This is a genomic window from Bradyrhizobium sp. LA6.8, assembly GCF_040547935.1.
Classification (GTDB): Bacteria; Pseudomonadota; Alphaproteobacteria; order Rhizobiales; family Xanthobacteraceae; genus Bradyrhizobium; species Bradyrhizobium barranii.
On sequence record NZ_JBEPQQ010000002.1, the window covers coordinates 1,171,320 to 1,188,995 of the forward strand.

Annotated in this window: 16 protein-coding genes; 8 read left to right on the plus strand and 8 right to left on the minus strand. The window is 63.9% G+C overall.

The annotated features are described in order from the left end of the window. Positions 1 to 194 precede the first annotated feature (194 nt). The 6 genes from ABIA90_RS12625 (at position 195) to ABIA90_RS12650 (ending at position 5,672) form a co-directional block, all read left to right on the plus strand. Positions 195 to 2,585 (plus strand): TonB-dependent hemoglobin/transferrin/lactoferrin family receptor, encoded by a 2,391-nt coding sequence (locus tag ABIA90_RS12625; protein ID WP_354120098.1) that lies wholly within the window; start codon positions 195 to 197, stop codon positions 2,583 to 2,585. Between the two features lie 136 nt (positions 2,586 to 2,721). Continuing rightward, on the plus strand, positions 2,722 to 3,057 hold the full coding sequence (hmuQ, locus tag ABIA90_RS12630; protein WP_028151060.1) for a heme-degrading protein HmuQ: 336 nt from the start codon (positions 2,722 to 2,724) through the stop codon (positions 3,055 to 3,057). 30 nt (positions 3,058 to 3,087) lie between these two features. Then, a complete protein-coding gene (hutX, locus tag ABIA90_RS12635; RefSeq protein WP_166080224.1) occupies positions 3,088 to 3,591 on the plus strand; it encodes a heme utilization cystosolic carrier protein HutX in 504 nt (167 codons plus the stop codon). Positions 3,592 to 3,618: 27 nt separating this feature from the next. After that, a complete protein-coding gene (gene exbB, locus ABIA90_RS12640; RefSeq protein ID WP_354120099.1) occupies positions 3,619 to 4,395 on the plus strand; it encodes a tonB-system energizer ExbB in 777 nt (258 codons plus the stop codon). Between the two features lie 3 nt (positions 4,396 to 4,398). Continuing rightward, on the plus strand, positions 4,399 to 4,845 hold the full coding sequence (exbD, locus tag ABIA90_RS12645; RefSeq protein ID WP_063981157.1) for a TonB system transport protein ExbD: 447 nt from the start codon (positions 4,399 to 4,401) through the stop codon (positions 4,843 to 4,845). Continuing rightward, positions 4,845 to 5,672 carry a TonB family protein gene (locus tag ABIA90_RS12650; protein ID WP_354120100.1) on the plus strand — a complete coding sequence of 276 codons (828 nt, stop codon included), beginning with the start codon at positions 4,845 to 4,847 and terminating at the stop codon, positions 5,670 to 5,672. The genes exbD and ABIA90_RS12650 overlap by 1 nt, the downstream gene beginning before the upstream one ends. Positions 5,673 to 5,921: 249 nt before the next feature. On the opposite strand, the gene ABIA90_RS12655 is transcribed toward ABIA90_RS12650, so the two are convergent. From ABIA90_RS12655 to ABIA90_RS12680, 6 genes are all read right to left on the minus strand, one after another. Then, a complete protein-coding gene (locus tag ABIA90_RS12655) occupies positions 5,922 to 7,277 on the minus strand; it encodes an esterase-like activity of phytase family protein (RefSeq protein WP_354120101.1) in 1,356 nt (451 codons plus the stop codon). A gap of 119 nt (positions 7,278 to 7,396) precedes the next feature. Next, positions 7,397 to 8,365 carry an MBL fold metallo-hydrolase gene (locus ABIA90_RS12660; RefSeq protein WP_354120102.1) on the minus strand — a complete coding sequence of 323 codons (969 nt, stop codon included), beginning with the start codon at positions 8,363 to 8,365 and terminating at the stop codon, positions 7,397 to 7,399. A gap of 132 nt (positions 8,366 to 8,497) precedes the next feature. Continuing rightward, the gene (locus ABIA90_RS12665) at positions 8,498 to 9,394 is read right to left on the minus strand and encodes a carbohydrate ABC transporter permease (RefSeq protein WP_247302461.1); all 897 of its coding nucleotides are present in this window, start codon (positions 9,392 to 9,394) and stop codon (positions 8,498 to 8,500) included. Further along, positions 9,387 to 10,343: a carbohydrate ABC transporter permease gene (locus tag ABIA90_RS12670; RefSeq protein WP_071909793.1), complete on the minus strand. Its 957-nt coding sequence runs from the start codon at positions 10,341 to 10,343 to the stop codon at positions 9,387 to 9,389. Before ABIA90_RS12670 ends, ABIA90_RS12665 begins: the two co-directional genes overlap by 8 nt. Before the next feature lie 169 nt (positions 10,344 to 10,512). Next, positions 10,513 to 11,856 carry an ABC transporter substrate-binding protein gene (locus ABIA90_RS12675; protein ID WP_354120103.1) on the minus strand — a complete coding sequence of 448 codons (1,344 nt, stop codon included), beginning with the start codon at positions 11,854 to 11,856 and terminating at the stop codon, positions 10,513 to 10,515. 87 nt (positions 11,857 to 11,943) lie between these two features. Beyond that, positions 11,944 to 12,987, minus strand: a complete 1,044-nt coding sequence (locus tag ABIA90_RS12680) for a C-terminal binding protein (RefSeq protein WP_354120104.1) — start codon at positions 12,985 to 12,987, stop codon at positions 11,944 to 11,946. A 261-nt stretch (positions 12,988 to 13,248) separates the two neighbouring features. On the opposite strand from ABIA90_RS12680, the gene ABIA90_RS12685 reads away from it, so the two are divergent. Then, positions 13,249 to 14,934: a methyl-accepting chemotaxis protein gene (locus ABIA90_RS12685; protein WP_354120105.1), complete on the plus strand. Its 1,686-nt coding sequence runs from the start codon at positions 13,249 to 13,251 to the stop codon at positions 14,932 to 14,934. Positions 14,935 to 15,150: 216 nt separating this feature from the next. On the opposite strand, the gene ABIA90_RS12690 is transcribed toward ABIA90_RS12685, so the two are convergent. Then, positions 15,151 to 16,128, minus strand: coding sequence for a Bug family tripartite tricarboxylate transporter substrate binding protein (locus ABIA90_RS12690; protein WP_354120106.1), 978 nt, complete (start codon positions 16,126 to 16,128; stop codon positions 15,151 to 15,153). 90 nt (positions 16,129 to 16,218) lie between these two features. Next, on the minus strand, positions 16,219 to 17,154 hold the full coding sequence (locus tag ABIA90_RS12695; protein ID WP_354120107.1) for a DMT family transporter: 936 nt from the start codon (positions 17,152 to 17,154) through the stop codon (positions 16,219 to 16,221). A gap of 105 nt (positions 17,155 to 17,259) precedes the next feature. Here ABIA90_RS12695 and ABIA90_RS12700 point away from each other — a divergent pair, with 105 nt between their 5' ends. Then, the gene (locus ABIA90_RS12700) at positions 17,260 to 17,664 is read left to right on the plus strand and encodes a DUF1330 domain-containing protein (RefSeq protein WP_354120237.1); all 405 of its coding nucleotides are present in this window, start codon (positions 17,260 to 17,262) and stop codon (positions 17,662 to 17,664) included. Positions 17,665 to 17,676 lie beyond the last annotated feature (12 nt).

A 17,676-nucleotide genomic window follows, 5' to 3' on the forward strand; every position in this document is an offset into this window, starting at 1 on the left:
CCAAGCGCATTCCAACGGCGGCAATTTACAATCGATATAAACTGCGGCCTCGTGACATTGACCGTCAGAGTGCGGCCACGTAACCAAATGTAACAATGCGGGCCGGGGGGCCTGCACCAGAGAATAGCCAGCCAGTCGCTCGCCGCGCGAGCGCACGCCAGCCAAACAAGACACATGATAATTGGGTTGGGTGTATGGCTGACGGGGCTAGGTATTCGCGTGCGCTGATTTTAGGCGCGTCGGTGATTTCAATTTCGGCGATGATGCCGGAGAGCGGTTTCGCGCAGACGGCTGACCAGGCCGCGCAGGCCAAGCCGGTGAAACCCAAACAGGCAAAACGCAAGCCGCCCAAGCCACAGGCCGATCAGCAGCAGGCCAATTCCAGCGTGTGGGATGCGCGCGCGCAGGCGATCGTCGGCGTCCAGGCGCTCGACACCATCACGGCAGCGGCGTCCAAGACCGAAGAGCGCGCGGTCGATGCGCTCGCACCGGTCAGCGTCGTGACGTCGTCGCAGATCCAAAGTCGCCAGGCCAGCACGGTCGGCGATCTCATCTATAATGTGCCGGGCGTATGGGTTCAGAACCGCGGTGACGAGCCGTCGACCTCGATCAATATCCGCGGCCTGCAGGATTTCGGCCGGGTCGCCGTCGTCGTCGACGGCGCGCGGCAGAACTATCAGCGCACGGGCCATTTCGCCAACGGCTCGTTCTTTCTCAACCCCGAGCTGATCAGCGGCATCGACATCGTTCGTGGTCCGACCGCCAACATCTACGGCTCCGGTGCGATCGGCGGCGTGGCGTCGTTCCGCACCAAGGATATCGAGGACGTCGTGCGTGCCGGCGAGCGCTGGGGCGTCGACGTCAAGACCATCCTTGGCAGCAATTACGGACGCGCGCTCGGTTCGGCCTTCGGCGGTGTTCACGTCAATCCGAATGTGGACGTGTTCGCGGGCGGCACCTATTCGACGCAGGAGAGCTACAAAGACGGCACTGGCTTCGAGGTCGCCAATACCGGCAACCGGCTCACCAGCGGTATCGCCAAGCTGACGGTGCGCCCGGCCGACGGGCACGAGATCAAGCTCGGCACCATCTTCCAGGAGGACATCTACAGCGTGGGTCAGCCGCCACGCCGTGCCGGCGATCCCAACTCGACCAATGCGAACGGCGCCAACAACCTGAGCGGCACGTCGATCTACAGGTCCGACGTCAAGAACTACACCACGACGCTCGGCTGGAAATATTCGCAGCCGGATGACCAGTGGTTCGACTGGGATGCGAAGGTCTACTGGAATCGCACCGAGAACGACCAGGTCAAGACCGCGCATACCAGCACGACGCCGTCGGTCTTCTGCGGCGGCGTGCCCGGCAATGCCGTGTCCGGCTGTATCGGCAGCAACCGCGGATATCTGCTCGATACGGTCGGCGTCGACGTGTACAACACCACGCGCTTCGATACCGGCAGCTGGCGTCACGCGGTGACCTACGGACTGGACGCGTTCCAGGACAAGGTGTCGACGCAGGACAGGACCGGCACTTCGGAAGTGACGACACCCGGCGGTCAGCGTACGGTCTCCGGCGGTTTCGTGCAGTGGAAGGCCAATTACACCTCCATGCTCGAGGTGATCGGCGCGCTTCGTTACGACAATTATCAGCTCTCCTCGGCATCCTCGTCGTCGGGCGGCGACCGTTTGTCGCCGAAGATCACCGTAGGGCTCGTTCCCACGGCGGTCGTGACGCCCTATGTCAGCTACGCCGAAGGTTATCGCGCGCCGTCGATCACGGAAACGCTGGTCAGCGGTCCGCATTCGGGCGCGACGGTCAACGACTCATTCTTCCGCTGTCCGTCGGGCACGCCGGGTCCGGGCGCGGATTCGACCTTCTGCTTCGTCCCGAATCCCAATCTGCGGCCCGAGGTCGGCAAGAACAAGGAGATCGGCTTCAACATCAAGAAGAACGATCTGTTCACGGCGGGCGATACGCTGCGCGGCAAGATCAACGTGTTCCGCAACGACATCTCCGACTTCATCGATCAGGTCGCCTATGGAAATCCGCTGGTGGTCCCCACCGGCCCGCCGCCGGCGCCCTCCATCACCGTGCTTCCGTTCCTGCAATATCAGAACGTCGCGTCCGCCCGCATCCAGGGTGTCGAGGCCGAGGCGATGTACGACGCGAACACCTGGTACTTCGGCCTCTCCGGCTCTTACCAGAATGGCAAAAACCTCCAGACGGGATTTGGCCTGTACAGCGTTCCGCCGCAGAAGGTCACGACGACCGCCGGCGTGCGGTTGCTGGACCGGACCCTGATCCTCTCGGTGATGTGGACGTCGGTGATCGCGAACACCGACATCCCGCCGACCTATACGCCGGCGACGTCGTACGATCTCGTCAACCTCTACGCCCAGTATCAGCCGCGGCCCGATCTCACGCTCAACTTCTCGGTCGAAAATCTTCTCAACCAGTACTACCGGCCCTACGCCATTCCGGTCGGCAGCACGGGCGATACGCAAAACGACGTGAAATGGGCGAGCGCCGGCCCCGGGCTCGTGGTCAAGGGAGGCCTGAAGTACCACTTCGGCGGCATCTAAGGAGTACGCCGACGACAGCAAACGGGACGCCGTATTGACCGCCAGAGCCACGCTGATGTCCCAGCGTGGCTTCGGCACGTTCTGAAACATCCGCTCGGCATTCGCCGATCAACAAGACTGACAGGAGAAAAATCTTATGTTCATCGCCATGAATCGTTTCCAGGTGAAGCTCGGCTCGGAAGCTGCTTTCGAGACCGTCTGGCGCACCCGCGAATCCTATCTCGGCAGCATGGCCGGCTTCGTTGAATTCCATCTGCTGAAGGGGCCGCTGCTCGAGGACCACACGCTGTATTCCTCGCACACGGTCTGGGTCGACAAGGCGGCGTTCGAGGCCTGGACGCGGTCGGACGAATTCCGCCGCGCTCACGCGCGCGCCGACAACAAGACCGGCGAAAGCCTCTATCTCGGCCATCCCAAGTTCGAAGGGTTCGAGGTCATCATGACCGAGCGCAAGACGAACGCGGCCGCCTAGATCGCGGCGGATCACGAAAGGGAGCCGGACATGCTGAGCACCGATCTCGCCGATCTCAAGGCGTATATGGCTGACAATCCCGGTGCGGTGATCGAGGACGTTGCGCGCGAGCGCAAGGTCACCCCGCGCGCGGTGATCGAGGCGCTGCCGTCGTCGATGGTGCGCGTTGGTGGCGGCGAGCATTTCGCCGCCGCCATGCAGGACATCGCCGCGTGGGGCGAGGTCACGCTCATCGTGCACACGGATGACGCGATCTTCGAGTTCACGGGCGCGGTCCCGGCGGGCGAGGTCGGCCGCGGCTATTTCAACCTGATGCAGCCGAAGGGATTGCACGGCCATCTCCGCCACGAGCGCTGCGCGGCCTTGGCCTTCGTCGAGCGTCCCTTCATGGGCAAGACCTCGGCCTTCGTCGCCTTCGTCAATGCCGACGGCGGCATCATGTTCAAGGTCTTCGTCGGCCGCGACGAGACCCGGGCGCTGCGGGCGGACCAGCTCGTGCGATTCCGGCAGCTGGCGGACCGCGTCGCGGCATAATTTCCTTCTGTCTGTCGGGAGATCAGGATGCAGAGCAATTTTTGGCTTCGGCATGTGATCCTAACAATTGGGCTGGTGCTCGCGCCGGCCCCGGCCTTCGCGATCGACGAAGCGCTGTTGCCGCGCAATCTGTCGCCCTGGGGCATGTTCCTCGGTGCCGACATCATCGTGAAGGTGGTGATGGTCGGGCTCGCCGTCGCTTCGCTGGTGACGTGGACGGTGTGGCTCGCCAAGACCATCGAGCTGCGCCGCAAGAGCGCGCTCGCCGTGCAGCGGACGCGCGCGCTCGAGGGCAGGATGAAACTGGCGGAGGCGGCGGAGCGGACCGGCGACGCGCATGATGCGGTCGCCCAGCTCATCCAGTCCTGCGCCAAGGAGGCGGAGCTCTCCGGCGGCATTGTCGATGACGGCCTCCAGGAGCGCGTGGCGTTGCGGCTGGAACGGGTCGAGGCCGCGATGTCCAGGCAGATCGCGCGCGGCACCGGCGTGCTCGCGACCATCGGCGCCACCGCGCCGTTCGTCGGGCTGTTCGGCACGGTCTGGGGCATCATGAATTCCTTCATAGGCATCTCCGAGAGCCACACCACGAGCCTTGCGGTGGTCGCGCCCGGCATCGCCGAGGCGCTGCTTGCGACCGCGCTCGGACTCGTCGCGGCGATTCCGGCGGTCGTGATCTACAACCATCTCGTCCGCGGCATCGCCAATTACCGCGCGCTGCTTGGAGACGCCTCGGCGCAGCTCATGCTGCTGGTCAGCCGGCAGCGCGACCACAGAGAGTTCCGCCTGGCGCGGGCGGCGGAGTAGGCCATGGCTGCGAAGCTCGGCGCACGCGGGGGATCGCCGCTGAGGCGCGGCGACCCCGGCGATCTCGACGTCACCCATGAGATCAACGTCACGCCGTTCATCGACGTGATGCTGGTGCTGCTGATCATCTTCATGGTGGCGGCCCCGCTTGCCACCGTCGACATCGGCGTCGAGTTGCCGGCCACCGCGGCCGAGCCGGCGCCGCGGCCGGACAAGCCCACCTTCGTGACGGTGAAACCGGATCTCACCGTCGCCGTCGGCGAGGAGACAATGGCACGCGAAGGCCTCGTCACGGCGCTCGATGCCGCCACCAAGGGCCGCAAGGACGAGCGCATCTATCTGCGCGCCGACAAGGCTGTCTCTTATGGCGACCTGATGGAGGTGATGAACACCTTGCGCAATGGCGGCTATCTCAAGGTCGCCCTGGTCGGCCTCGACGGACGCAGCTGATGTCGGCGAGCGCTTTTGCCCTGCATGAACCGCTCGGCGAGCGCGAAACGGCGCGTTGGGGCGTTTCGGCCGCGGTGATCGTGGCGTTGCATGTCATCGCTGCGGTGATCGCGATGAATTGGGTGCGGTCGCAACCGGAGCAGGGCGTCACCCTGCCTGCGGTCATGATCGATATGGCGCCGATCACGTCGGCGCCTCAGGCGACGCCGGATGACGTGGTGCCGGGGCCGGTGATGAAGGAGGCCGATGCCTCACCGCCGGAGCCGATGCAGCGGCAGGCGGTCGAGGAGACCATCGCGCCGACACCGCCGCAGGAGAAGCCCGACGTGGTGGCGCCGCCAGAGCAGAAGCTCGAGCCGACACCGGCCAAGCCGGAACCCGCGAAAATCGTGCCGCAGGAAAAGCCGGCGCCCGAAAAGCCGAAAGTAGTTCGTCCGGAGGCAAAGAAGCCGTCGGAGGCGCGCCCCGCGCCTCGCACCAGCGCGCCGCCGCGCGCCGAGCGGGAGGCGCCTGCAGCGTCCGCCATGAGCGCGGGCGCGATCGCATCACTGGTTGCGACCTACAATCAGCGCGTCCGTGCGCATCTGATGCGCCTTCACTCCTATCCGTCCGGCGGCAACGGTCAGCGCGGGGTGGTCCGGGTGAGTTTCACGATCGGCCGTAACGGCCAGGTCACGTCCAGCCGCATCGCTTCGTCCGGCGTTGCCGCGTTCGATGCCAAGGCCACGTCGATGATCCACCAGGCCTCGCCGTTCCCGCCGATCCCGGCGGAGATCAAGAACAGCTCGATGAGCTTTACCGTTCCGGTGGACTTTATCGTGCGGTGAGGTTGCTCTCTCACTCCCTCGCCCCGTTCTTGCGGGGAGAGGGTGGGGTGAGGGCGGTCTCCGCGCACTCGTCGCGAGTGTGGGAATGGAGTTCTATCCTCGTCATTGCGAGCGCAGCGAAGCAATCCAGACTGCCTCTGCGGAGAGACTCTGGATTGCTTCGCTGCGTTCGCAATGACGGAGGGTGAGGCGCCACTGTCGGTTCCTTCCCTCTCCCCGTGAGAACGGGGAGAGGGAAGAGAGTTCGGCTTACTTCGCCTTCAGGAAATCCGCGACCTCGAGCAGCATGAACTCGTCGTCGTCGGCCTTGTTGGGATCGCGGCTGGACGAGAACGGCAGGTTGTTGTCGTTGCCGACGATGATGTGGGTGTCGTCGACGCGATCGACGTTCTCGATGGTGAAGAACGGGAAGGTGTAGACGCCGTCATTGAGCGGCTTGCGGGCCTTCTTGTCGGGGTCCTGGATCTTCATCAGGTCGATATAGCCGATCTTGCGCACGGGCTTGCCGACATTGGCGTCGGTCAGCTCGATCTTGTAGACGCGCTTGAACTTGGCGATGTCAGGGAAGCAGTTCTCGCCGCGGGTGCCTTGCGGGCAGGCTTTGTCGGCCGTGCCTTCGCCGTTGTCGCGCTCGATGATGAGGCCGGAGGCCTGATCGATCATGTTGAAGTCGCCGATGGCGTTGCCGTTCTGCTCGAACACATACTGCCAGTAGCGGCCAGTGAATTTTTCGGCGGCGACGTCGAATTCGAGGATGCGGGAGGCTTCCTTGCCGTCGACCTTCTCCCAGTCCTTCTTGTCGGCGTCCCACAGCGGCCCCTCGAGCAGGCCGTAGAGGAACTTGCCGTCCTTGGACGACGCAAAGCCCTCATAGCCCTTGGAGCGACGGAGGTTGACGTTGGTGTAGGTCGCGCCGGGTGCGCCGGGTGTCGCCACGGCCCAGTTGTCCGGCGAGCGCACCGGCTTGCCGTCGGCAACCGTCTCGAACACGCCGAGGATCTTGCCTGATTTGTCGGCCTTCAGGATATAGGGGCCGAACTCGTCGCCGATCCAGAAGGTGTCGCCGATGATCTGGAAACCCTCGGTGTCGAAGTCGGAGCCGGTGAGGTAGCGCTTCTGGGTGTCCTCATGCACGATGCGGAACGGCACCTTCTTGTCGGGATCGTGCAGGAAGATGGTTTCCTGGCGCTCGATCTTGCCGCTCGCCCAATCCATCTTGTAGCGGTTCAGGTACAGCATCGAATCCGGCGAGTTGGCGCGCGCGCCCATGCCGTTGTCAGTGATGACCCAGTAGCTGCCGTCGGGCATGTGCTTGATGCCGGAATGGCCCTGCAGCGGCTGGCCCTTGAACGGCAGCGACACGCCGGTCGCACGCTCATAGGACTTGCCCATCACAGTGCCGAGCGCGTCGACGCGCTTGCCGGTGGTGTATTTGCCCGAGGTCTTGAGATCGGCAGGCGCGTCGGCCGGCGCGTCGATGAAGGTCGCGGCCGGCATCACCACGTGGCCGGCGAGCTTCGCCGGGAATTCGCCCTCGTTCTGTGCAAGCGCGGTGCTCGCGGTGAGAATGATCGTTGCGACGGAGGCAAGAAAAGTCGCGCGCATGTGCGTCTCCTGTTAGCGGACGACGCCTTATGCGGATCGCATGTTGCAGTTTTGTGAAAGCGGGCCAAACGCCGCAGCAGCCGGCTACTCCCTTACCTCGGCCGCCGCACCGCTGCGTGTCACACGCCTTCGTAGACCAGCCTGGTGAAAAAGCCGGGGTCGATGACGAACTGGCCAAATTTCGCATCGAACGCGGCCGTCGGCTTGGCGGCAACCGTCTCGTCTCGCGTCTTTCCCTGCTTCTTGAGGTTGCCGACATTGTCCCGGATCGCGACCAGCATGTCGCGGAATTCCTGGAGCTCCGCCTTGTTGCTGACGGGCTTGCCATGACCGGGAATGATGATGGTGTCGCTTTTGGCCGCGGCGAGATTGGCGTCGGACGCCGCAATCATGCCGTCGATGCTGCCGCCGGTCGAATAGTCGATGAATGGATAGATGCCGTTCCAGAACGTATCGCCGACATGCAGAACGTTTGCTTCGGTGAACAAGACAGAAATGTCGCTGTCGGTATGCGCGGGCCCGTAATATTTCAGGGCGATCGATGCGCCGTTGAGCTTGAGCTGATGCTCTTTGGTAAAAATCTGTGCCGGGACGGCGCTGGCCGGTAGGGCGAGGAAATTGTAGTCCCAATCCTCGACCCGCTGAACGACGGAAAGGTGCTTGCGGGTATTTTCGTGCGCGAGAATCTTGGCGCCTGCCGCATGCAGCCATTCGTTACCGTCAGCGTGGTCGAAGTGCCAGTGCGTATTGATCAGATGCGCGATTGGTTCGTTGCCGAGTTCGGTCAGCGCTTTGCTGAGCTGAGGGCGTGAGACGCCGATGCCGGCATCGACCAGAAGCTTGCCGTCAGGTCCCGTGAGGACGGCGATGTTGCCGCCGGATCCTTCGAGCACGCTGATATTGTTGCGCAGCTTGTAGGTCGTGATGGGAGACGTTGCCGCGCTGTCCTTGATCAGACTGACGAGGCCGCGGGCTTCTGCGTAGGCCTGTCGAGGGCTAAGCCATCCCGCCGTGGCGGCGAACGTAGCGCCGACGCAGCACAGGCAAAAGCCGCGTCGAGACATTGAATGGAGCTTTGGCGATCCCATGCGATGCTCGCTTTCTGGAGCGAGTATCGACTGCGCTCACGGTCGCCCCGCCGCTGGCGCGGCAGGATGCGGGCAAGAGGGAAAGCAGTCTACCACGATTGCACGATCGCGACGGTTGCGCGCCGTAGCCCGTTACTCCTTGACCGCGCCGGTCAGCGAGGAGACGTAATAATCCACGAACAGCGAATAGAAGATCGCAACCGGCAGCGAGCCGAGCAGCGATCCGGCCATCAGCGCGCCCCACTGATAGACGTCGCCGGTGACGAGCTCGGTCAGGATCGCGACCGGCACGGTCTTGTTGGCGCCGCTCTGGATGAAGGCGAGCGCGTAGATGAACTCGTTCCACGACAGCGTGAAGGAGAAGATGCCGGCCGAGATCAGGCCGGGCACGGCGAGCGGCAGCGTGATCCGCCGCAGGATCTGGAGCCTCGTGGCGCCGTCGACCAGCGCGCATTCCTCGAGCTCGTAGGGGATCGACTTGAAATAGCCGATCAGCAGCCAGGTGCAGAACGGCACCAGAAAGGTCGGATAGACCAGGATCAGCGCCAGCGGGCTGTCGAACAGGCCGAACTGCACCACGACGGTGGCGAGCGGGATGAACAGGATCGACGGCGGCACGAGGTAAGCGAGATAGATGCCGAGGCCCACATAAGGACTGCCGCGGAAGCGCAGCCGCTCGATGGCATAGGCGGCGAGCGTGCTCGCGATCAGCGACAGCGTGGTCGACCCGATCGCAACGATCATCGTTGTCCACAGCCAGCGCGGATAAGCGGTGTCGAACAGTAGGTGCTTGACGTGCGCCAGCGTCGGCGAAGTGATCCAGAACGGGTTGTGATCCTTAAAATTCATCAGCTCTGCGTTCGGCTTGAACGACGTGATCGCCATCCAGTAGAACGGAAACAGCAGGATCAGCACGAAGCAGCCGAGTGGCAGGTAGATCATCATCAGCCGCCGCAGCCCGGAATCCCAAGCCATGGTGTCGGGCGGTGTGTTGGCGACGGCGGCCGGCTGCGCGACAGTATCAGTCATTGGCCTCTCCCTGCTGCCATTTGCGGCGCGCCAGGCCGAAATATGAGAACAGCGTCGCGAACACCAGGAACGGGATCATCGACACCGCGATCGCGGCGCCTTCGCCGAGCTCGCCGCCGGCGATGCCGCGCTGGAACGCCAGCGTCGCCAGCAAATGGGTCGAGTTCACCGGGCCGCCGCGGGTGATGGCGTAGACGAGCTGGAAGTCCGTGAAGGTGAAGATGATCGAGAAGGTCATGACGATCGCGAGGATCGGCATCATCATCGGGAAGGTGATGTAGCGGAAGCGCTGCCAGGCGCTGGCGCCGTCGAGCATCGCGGCCTCGTAGAGCGAGGGCGAAATGGTCTGCAGGCCCGCGAGCAGCGAGATCGCGACGAAGGGAATGCCGCGCCAGATATTCGCCGCGATTAGCGAGAAGCGCGCTGGCCAGGGCGCGCCGAGGAAGTCGATGTTGGTGGTGCGCCAATGCAGCACGTCGACCAGCAAATAGGAGATGATCGAGAATTGCGGATCGTAGATCCACCAGAACGCGAGCGCCGAGAGCACCGTAGGCACGATCCAGGGCAGCAGCACGATGGCGCGGAGCAGGCTCTTGAACGGAAAATGGTTGTTGAGCAGCAGCGCGAGCCAGAAGCCGAGCGCGAACTTTCCGAAGGTCGCGACCGCCGTATAGAACACGCTGTAGAACACCGCGCCCCACCAGAGGGGATCGGTGAGCAGATACTGGAAATTCTCAAGGCCCACGAAGACGCCACGTCGGCCGATCGTGGTGTCGGTGAAGGCGAGCCAGATGCCGAGACCGAGCGGATAGGTCAGAAACACCGCGAGGAGCCCGATCGCGGGCGCCAGGCACATCACGATCAGGAACGGCTTGTAGTCGAACAACCGCACCAGCCAGGATTGCTGCCGGTGCGCCAGTACGGGGGAGGAGAGGGTGGTCACGGACATCGGGTCGTTGTCCTGTTCTAGGCTGTTACCACACCGCCATTGCGAGCGAAGCGACTTGTCCGCCGTAGCTTTGGCGAAGGCAGAAGCAATCCAGTCTGTCTCCGCAGTTGCAGTCTGGATTGCTTCGTCGCGTCGCTCCTCGCAATGACGGCCGCGTTGTCGTCGGCCGCTACCTCTGTCTGCGGAAGTACCGCTTGCAGCGCTGTTCCGCTTCCGCAGCCGCGGCTTCGGGCGTCGCCGCACCGGTCGCGACCGAGGCGAACATCTGCACCGTCACATAGTCCGCGCGAACAGCTCCGGTGGCGGTCGAAATCGGACCTTTGTAGCCGGCGTAATACGTGCTGTTCATGGTGTCCCTGAAGATCGCGACCTTGGGATCGCCCTTCCACACCGCCGCATCGGCGTAGGCCGCAAGCGGTTGCGACCAGTAACCGCTGTTGGCGTTGAGCCACGGCTCGTACTGGTCCTTCTCCAGCATGAACTGCAGGAAGGCCTTCGCCGCGTTCGGATACTGGCTGTGCTTGAACACCATGGCGTTCAGCGTCAGTCCCGACATCGGCGAGATCGGTGCAAGGCCCTTCGGCAGCAGCTGATGTTCGGAATCCTCGGCGATCGCCGCGGTCGCCGGATCGTTCTTCAGCGAAAAATACAGCGAGACGCCGTTCGCCGTCAGCCCGATTTCCTGCGAGGAATAGGCGCGATTGTTGCTGACGTCGTTCCAGGACGGCGTACCGGCGATGAAGGTCGGGTAGAGCTCCTTCACGAAATTCAGCGCCGCGATGGTCTCCTTGCTGTTGATGGTGACATTGCCTTCCTCATCCAGCAGCGAGGCATTGTGCGACCACATCATCCAGTCCGCAAAGCCGTTGCCGTCGCCGACGGCATTGCCCAGCGCAAAGCCAGCGGGCTTGCCGGCCTTCTGCAGCTTCTTGCAGAGGTCCAGGAGCCCGGCATGATCGTCCGGCGCCTTGTCGAACCCGACGGATTTGAGGATGGACTTGCGATAGATCAGGGGACCGGCGGTGGCCCCGAACGGGAGCCCGATCCAGGTATCGCTCTTGGCCTTTTTGCCGTAGGCCTTCGCAAGGTTCTGCCAGCCGCCATACTTCTTGCCGAGATAGTCGGCGACGTCGGTCAGCTCGATCAGCTTGTCGACATAGATGTGCGGCGCGTCGGAGAAGCCGATGATGATGTCGGGGCCGGCGCCGGAATTCGAGGTCACCGCGGTCTGCTGGTTGATGTCCTCCCAGCCGACGAAGTCGACCTTGACCTCGACCCCTGTCTCCTTGGTGAATTTGGCCGCGTTGGCACGGAACACGTCTTCGTCGGCCTGGACGAAGCGCACCGGCCGCAGCATGCGCAAGGACGCACCTTTCTCGATCGGCAGTTTCGGTGCGGGGACGTCCGCGGCCTTGATCGTGGATTGGGCGTGCGCTGCAACACCGGTTGCCGCGAGCGCCGTAGCGGACAGGCCCAGAGCCAAGGCATCACGACGGGTGATGTCGTTCCTCATCAGTTCCTCCCTATGATGTCTCCCTTCCCGGCGTTGATCGCCGGTGAAGGGCCGTTCCGATTCCCGGCGCGTTTTGCGGCCGGCCGCCTAGCTGTTCGGGCCGCGGTCCATGCTGACGGGCTGCCAGCGGCGGAGCGCGGTGTCTTGCAGCACCGACGGATTGACGCAGCTTACCGGCCACATGCCCTGAAGCACCAGTGACAATTCGTAGCCCACGCGGCGCTTGCGCGCCTCGTCGAACCGTGCCGAGGCCGAGGCGACATGGGCGGTCAGCGTCACGTTCTCCATGCTGAGGATGGGATTGTTGTGCGAGGGCGGCTCCTTCTCCAGCACGTCGAGGGCGGCGTGCGCGATCCAGCCCTCCTGGAGCGCCTTGATCAGGCTTTCCTCGTCCACGGTGGCGCCGCGGCCGGTATTGATGAAGACCGATCCTTTCTTCATCTGCCGGAAGTGCTTCTCGGTGAGCATGTGATGCACCTCGGGCCTCGCCGGGGCGTGCATCGAGACGAAATCCGACTGCGACAGCACCTCGTTCAGCGTCGCCGGGATCACGCCATGGTCGTACATCAGCGTTTCCTGGATGAAGGGATCGTAGGCCATCATGCGCAGGCCGAACGGGGCGGCGCGCTTCGCAACTGCACGCGCGACGCGGCCGAACGAGACGAAGCCGAGCGTCTGGCCCATCAGCCGCGGGATCTTCAACAGCGCTGGCCGGCCCTCGGCCCAGCGCCCATCGCGCACCATCCTGTCCTGCTCGACCAGGCGGCGGAAGCCGGCGAGCAGCAGCATCATGGCGTGGTCGGCGACCTCCTCGATGAAGGTGTCGGGGATGTTGGTGACGGGAATGCCGCGGGCGGTCGCGGCCTTCACGTCGACGCTGTCGACGCCGACAGAGCCGAGCGTGATCACCTTGCAGCTCTCCAGCGCGTCGATGATGGTCTTGGAGATCGGGATGCCCTTGGCATAGATGGCATCGGCGTTTTTCGCGGCGGCGATGAATTCGGCCTCATTGGCCGGCGCCTCGATGATCTCGGCATCGATCGGATCGAGCGCCTCGCGCTCGAAGGAATAGTCGCTGCCTGCGACCGTGAAGCTCGCGCCCTTCGGCGTCACCACCCTGTATTTCGGCATTTCCTGCTCCCGATTTGGTCTGTCGGTTCTTGTTGTGACCTGCACCTTGTGGGCGGGCCTTTGCGTCTTTTACGCGAAATCGGAGCGGTCGCGTACAATCGTCGGTTGCCGCTGCGGCGATTTATTCGACTGTTTCGGCCTTCCGTCCGGGCTTCTACGGAGCCGCCCGTAACAGGTTGATAAGAGGTCACACACTAAAAGTTGAATCAAATTTATCGATTCCCTTGCGCGCCCGTATCCCATTATTGCCGGAGCTGTCCCGTGAAGTTGAGCAATCTGAAGATCGCCCCCAAGCTCGGTATCCTTGTCGGCGTCACCCTGTTCGGCCTTTGCGTCTCCGGTGTTCTCGCCGGCTATCTGATGAAGCGCGAGATGGTGAATGCGCGCATCGACCAGGCCAAATCGATCGTCGACCTCGGTCGCAACTACGCCGCGGCGCTGAAGAAACGCGTCGATGCCGGCGAGCTGACCAAGGATGCGGCGCTGGCCGACCTTCGCCGTTACGGCAACGCGATGACCTACGACAACGGCTCGGGCTATTTGTTCGGCACGTCCTATGACGGCATCACCCAGCTCGCGCCCGATCCGAAGCAGATCGGCACCAACCGCATGGATGTCGTGACCAACGGCCGCAAGCTCTCCGTCGAGCTGATGGACGGCGTCAAGGCCAACGGCTCGATCCTGCTCTATTATGATTACGTGAAGCCCGGCCAGGAAACGCCGATCAGCAAGATCGGTTACGCCGTCGCGGTGCCCGGTTTCGACATGTATCTCGGCACCGGCGCCTATCTCAGCGACATCGACGCCAAGATGGGCCCGGTCTACTGGCTGCTAGGTCTTGCCATGCTCGGCATCGTCATCGTCGCCGGCGGCGTTGCCTGGCTGATCAGCCGCGGCATCAGCCGTCCGCTGGAGCTGCTCGGCGCCCGCATGAAGGATCTCGCCGACGGCAAGCTCGAGGGTGAGATTCCCGGGGTTGGTCGCGGCGACGAGGTCGGCGCGATGGCCTCGACCGTCCAGATCTTCAAGGACAACGCGGTCCGCATCCGCGGCCTCGAGAAGACCGAAGCCGATGCCAAGGAGCGTGCCGCGGCGGAACGTCGCAGCGCGATGGAGGGCATCGCCAGCGATTTCGAACGCAGCGTCAACGGCATCGTCCGCTCGGTCTCCTCGGCCGCCGCCGGCATGCAGAGCACGGCGCAGTCGATGACCGCGACGGCCAGCGACGCCTCGTCGCGTGCGGCGACGGTCGGCGCCGCCTCGCAAAAAGCCTCCGGCAATGTCGGCACGGTTGCCGCGGCCGCCGAAGAATTGTCGAGCTCGGTTGCGGAGATCTCCCGCCAGGTCACGCGTTCGACCGAAGTCGCGAGCCGGGCCGTCAGCGATGCCGAGCGCACCAACGCCACCGTACAGGTGCTCTCGACCGGCGCCGAGAAGATCGGCGAGGTCGTCAAGCTGATCCACTCGATCGCGGCGCAGACCAACCTGCTCGCGCTCAATGCCACCATCGAAGCGGCGCGCGCCGGCGAGTCCGGCCGCGGCTTCGCGGTCGTGGCCTCCGAGGTCAAGGCGCTGGCGAACCAGACCGCGAAGGCGACCGAGGAAATCTCCGCCCAGGTCGCGGCGATGCAGACCTCGACCAGCGACGCGGTCACCGCGATCTCCGGCATCACCCAGACCATCGCCGAGATGAGCGAGATCACCGCCGGCATTTCCGCCTCGATCGAGCAGCAGGGCGAAGCGACCCGCGAGATCGCCCGCAACATCCAGTCGGTCGCGGCCGGCTCGAACGAGATCAACGCCAATATCGGCAGCGTCACCTCGGCCGCGGAAGCGACCGGCTCTGCTGCCACCGACGTGCTCACCAACGCCCGCGAGCTGGACAGCCAGTCCGGCGCGCTGCGCAGCGCGGTCGACGGCTTCCTCGCCAAGGTCCGCGCGGCGTAAAGCCGAACGCACGGAACTCGTAGGGTGGGCAAAGACGCGCAAGCGTCGTGCCCACCTTTTTTCTTTTTCAACTTTTCGGCTGTCATGCCCCGCGAAGGCGGGGCATCCAGTACGCCGCGGCCCATCGGGTCAATCACCAACGTCTCGGAATACTGGATCGCCCGCCCCAGTGCGCAATTGCGCACAAGGCGGGCGATGACACCTTCCTAGACCCCCCTACTGCTTCTCGATCTTCGCGTTGGTGATCAGCTTCTCCCACAGCACCAGCTGCTCGTTCACGAATGTGCCGAGCTGCTCCGGCGTGCCGGAGAAGGCGTCCATGCCGAGCGTGGCGAGCTGGGCCTTGATCTCCGGCTTCTCGACGATCTTCCTGATCTCGGCGTTAAGTCTGGTCACGACCTCCTTGGGCATGCCGGCGGGGCCGAAATAGCCCTGCCACGACGAGATGTCGAAATCCGGCACGCCGGCCTCCTGCATCGAGGGCAGGTTCGGCACCAGCGGCGAGCGGTCCTTGGTGGTGACAGCGAGCGCGCGCAGCGCGTTGCCGTTGACGTGGGGCAGGCCGGTCAGGATGTCGACGAACATCATCGAGACGCGGCCGCCCATGACGTCGTTGAGCGCCGGCGGCGAGCTCTTGTAGGGCACGTGCAGGAGATCGAGCCCGGCATTGTGCGCAAAGGTCGCACCCGACACGATCGCCGAGGACGAGCCCGACGCGTAGCTCAGCTTGCCCGGATTGGCCTTGCCGTAGGCGACGAGCTCGCCGACGGTCTTGGCCGGTACCTCCGGGTGAACCACCAGCATGAAGGGCAGATCGCCGGTGCGCGCGATCGGGGTGAAGTCCTTGACGGGGTCGTAGGTCAGGCTCTTGAGCAGATAGGGATTGGCCGAATGCGTGGTGTTGGTCGTCACCAGCAGCGTGTAGCCGTCGGGGGCGGCGCGCGCCACAAAGGTCGCGGCGATCATGCCGTTGGCGCCGGCCTTGTTCTCGATCACGATGCCGACGCCGAGCGCCTGCGACAAATGCTGCGAGATCAGCCGCGTCGTGGTGTCGGTGCCGCTGCCGGCCGCGAACGGCAGCACCAGCGTGATGTTGCGGCTCGGATAATTGTCGGCCTGCGCGGCGGATGCGGCGGCGAGACAAAGTGCGGCTGCGCCGGCAGCGCGCAGTGCGCGGATCAGTGATGACAGCATGTCTGGACGTTCCCTCTTTTTCGTTGGCGGGGAACCTAGCTTCTCTTCGCAAAAATCGGAAGACGGGAGTTTGCTGCCCACCTCGCGGAATTATTTCACCGTAGAACCCTGGCGAGAGGCGAACACGACGCCGGCGAGCACGAGCGCATAGCCGATCAGATGAAACGGCTGGAGCTTTTCGCCGAGCAGCAGGATCGCCATCGCCGAGCCGAACACCGGGACCAGGTGGAAGAACGGCGCGGCGCGGTTCGGGCCGATCAGCGCCACGCCGCGGTTGAAGAAGAGATAGGCCAGCGTCGAGGGAAAGATCAGGATGTAACCCAGCGTCGCCAGCGTCACCCCATCGAGTTGCAGGACACGGCCGCTTAGGGCTTCCCAGATTGCGGCGGGCAGCAGCATCGTCGCGCCGCAAAAGGTGGTGAAGGAGAGAAAGGAGAGCTGGTGGATCTTCGGCCGGCGCGGGATGAAGGCGGAGTAGAGCCCGAACGCCACCAGCGAAGAAGCGAACATGATGTCGCCCCTGTTGAAGCTGATGCTCGCGAGCGCGGCGAGATCGCCGCGCAGGATGATGATCAGCACGCCGAGAAGCGAGATCGCGATGCCGGCGAGCTGCGCACCCGTCAGCCGCACGCCGAACAGCACCAGCGACCACAGCGCCACGAACAGCGGTCCGGCCGACTGGATCAGCAGCGCGTTCAGCGCCTCGGTGTATTGCATTGCCCAGTACGAGATCGCGTTGTTGAAGGCAAAGCCGACCAGCGACAGGAACAGCATCAGCGGCAGGCTCTTGCGCAAGTTCGGCCAGTCGCGCTTCAGATGCGGCCAGGCGAACGGCAACAAGATCAGGAACACGCCGAACCAGCGGATCGTGGTCACCGTCAGCGGCGGCACATGCGCGCCGACATGGCGCGCGAGCACGATGTTGCCGGCCCAGAACAGCGAGCTCAGGCTGAGCAGCAGGTAAGGCTGGTTGTTGAGCCAACTGGCCGGATTCGAGGCCTTTGGCGCGGGCGAAGCAATCGTCATTGGCGTTGGATGCGACCTTGCGCCGGATTCTTGTTGTGACACAAGTCTTGCGGCCGCAAGGCTACAATGCAGGCATGGCTTGAGGAGGTGTCATTGGCGGTTAATATGTTGAACATCGAGGGCCTGGAGCGGCTCGATGCAAATGCGCCGGTGGTCATGCTGAACCTGATGCGTTTTCACCAGCGCTCGCGCGACGGTGACGGTTCGGGCTGGGACGCGTATCTTCGTTACAGTGCGATCACGGTGCCCATGATCAGGGCACGCGGCGGCACGCTGCTGTGGACCGGCGAAGCGAAGGCGGTCGCGCTCGGCCCGCACGCTGGCAACGACTGGGATTTCGTTGCGCTGGTCTATTACCCAACGGTTGCGGCTTTCATCGACATGATGACGTCGGAGGCTTACGAGACACAGGCCGATCCGCATCGCGTCAACGGCTGCGCCGAGCACGTGATCATCGCGACGAACGAAGCGTACAGCAAGTTCAGGATGAGTTCGCACCGAGATTCGTAGGGTGGGCAAAGG

Bases quoted from the DNA above. Each gene is read 5' to 3' on its own strand.
- ABIA90_RS12625 (WP_354120098.1), top strand. From the start codon at position 195: ATGGCTGACGGGGCTAGGTATTCGCGTGCGCTGATTTTAGGCGCGTCG.
- hmuQ (WP_028151060.1), top strand. From the start codon at position 2,722: ATGTTCATCGCCATGAATCGTTTCCAGGTGAAGCTCGGCTCGGAAGCT.
- hutX (WP_166080224.1), top strand. From the start codon at position 3,088: ATGCTGAGCACCGATCTCGCCGATCTCAAGGCGTATATGGCTGACAAT.
- exbB (WP_354120099.1), top strand. From the start codon at position 3,619: ATGCAGAGCAATTTTTGGCTTCGGCATGTGATCCTAACAATTGGGCTG.
- exbD (WP_063981157.1), top strand. From the start codon at position 4,399: ATGGCTGCGAAGCTCGGCGCACGCGGGGGATCGCCGCTGAGGCGCGGC.
- ABIA90_RS12650 (WP_354120100.1), top strand. From the start codon at position 4,845: ATGTCGGCGAGCGCTTTTGCCCTGCATGAACCGCTCGGCGAGCGCGAA.
- ABIA90_RS12655 (WP_354120101.1), bottom strand. From the start codon at position 7,277: ATGCGCGCGACTTTTCTTGCCTCCGTCGCAACGATCATTCTCACCGCG.
- ABIA90_RS12660 (WP_354120102.1), bottom strand. From the start codon at position 8,365: ATGGGATCGCCAAAGCTCCATTCAATGTCTCGACGCGGCTTTTGCCTG.
- ABIA90_RS12665 (WP_247302461.1), bottom strand. From the start codon at position 9,394: ATGACTGATACTGTCGCGCAGCCGGCCGCCGTCGCCAACACACCGCCC.
- ABIA90_RS12670 (WP_071909793.1), bottom strand. From the start codon at position 10,343: ATGTCCGTGACCACCCTCTCCTCCCCCGTACTGGCGCACCGGCAGCAA.
- ABIA90_RS12675 (WP_354120103.1), bottom strand. From the start codon at position 11,856: ATGAGGAACGACATCACCCGTCGTGATGCCTTGGCTCTGGGCCTGTCC.
- ABIA90_RS12680 (WP_354120104.1), bottom strand. From the start codon at position 12,987: ATGCCGAAATACAGGGTGGTGACGCCGAAGGGCGCGAGCTTCACGGTC.
- ABIA90_RS12690 (WP_354120106.1), bottom strand. From the start codon at position 16,128: ATGCTGTCATCACTGATCCGCGCACTGCGCGCTGCCGGCGCAGCCGCA.
- ABIA90_RS12695 (WP_354120107.1), bottom strand. From the start codon at position 17,154: ATGACGATTGCTTCGCCCGCGCCAAAGGCCTCGAATCCGGCCAGTTGG.
- ABIA90_RS12700 (WP_354120237.1), top strand. From the start codon at position 17,260: ATGTTGAACATCGAGGGCCTGGAGCGGCTCGATGCAAATGCGCCGGTG.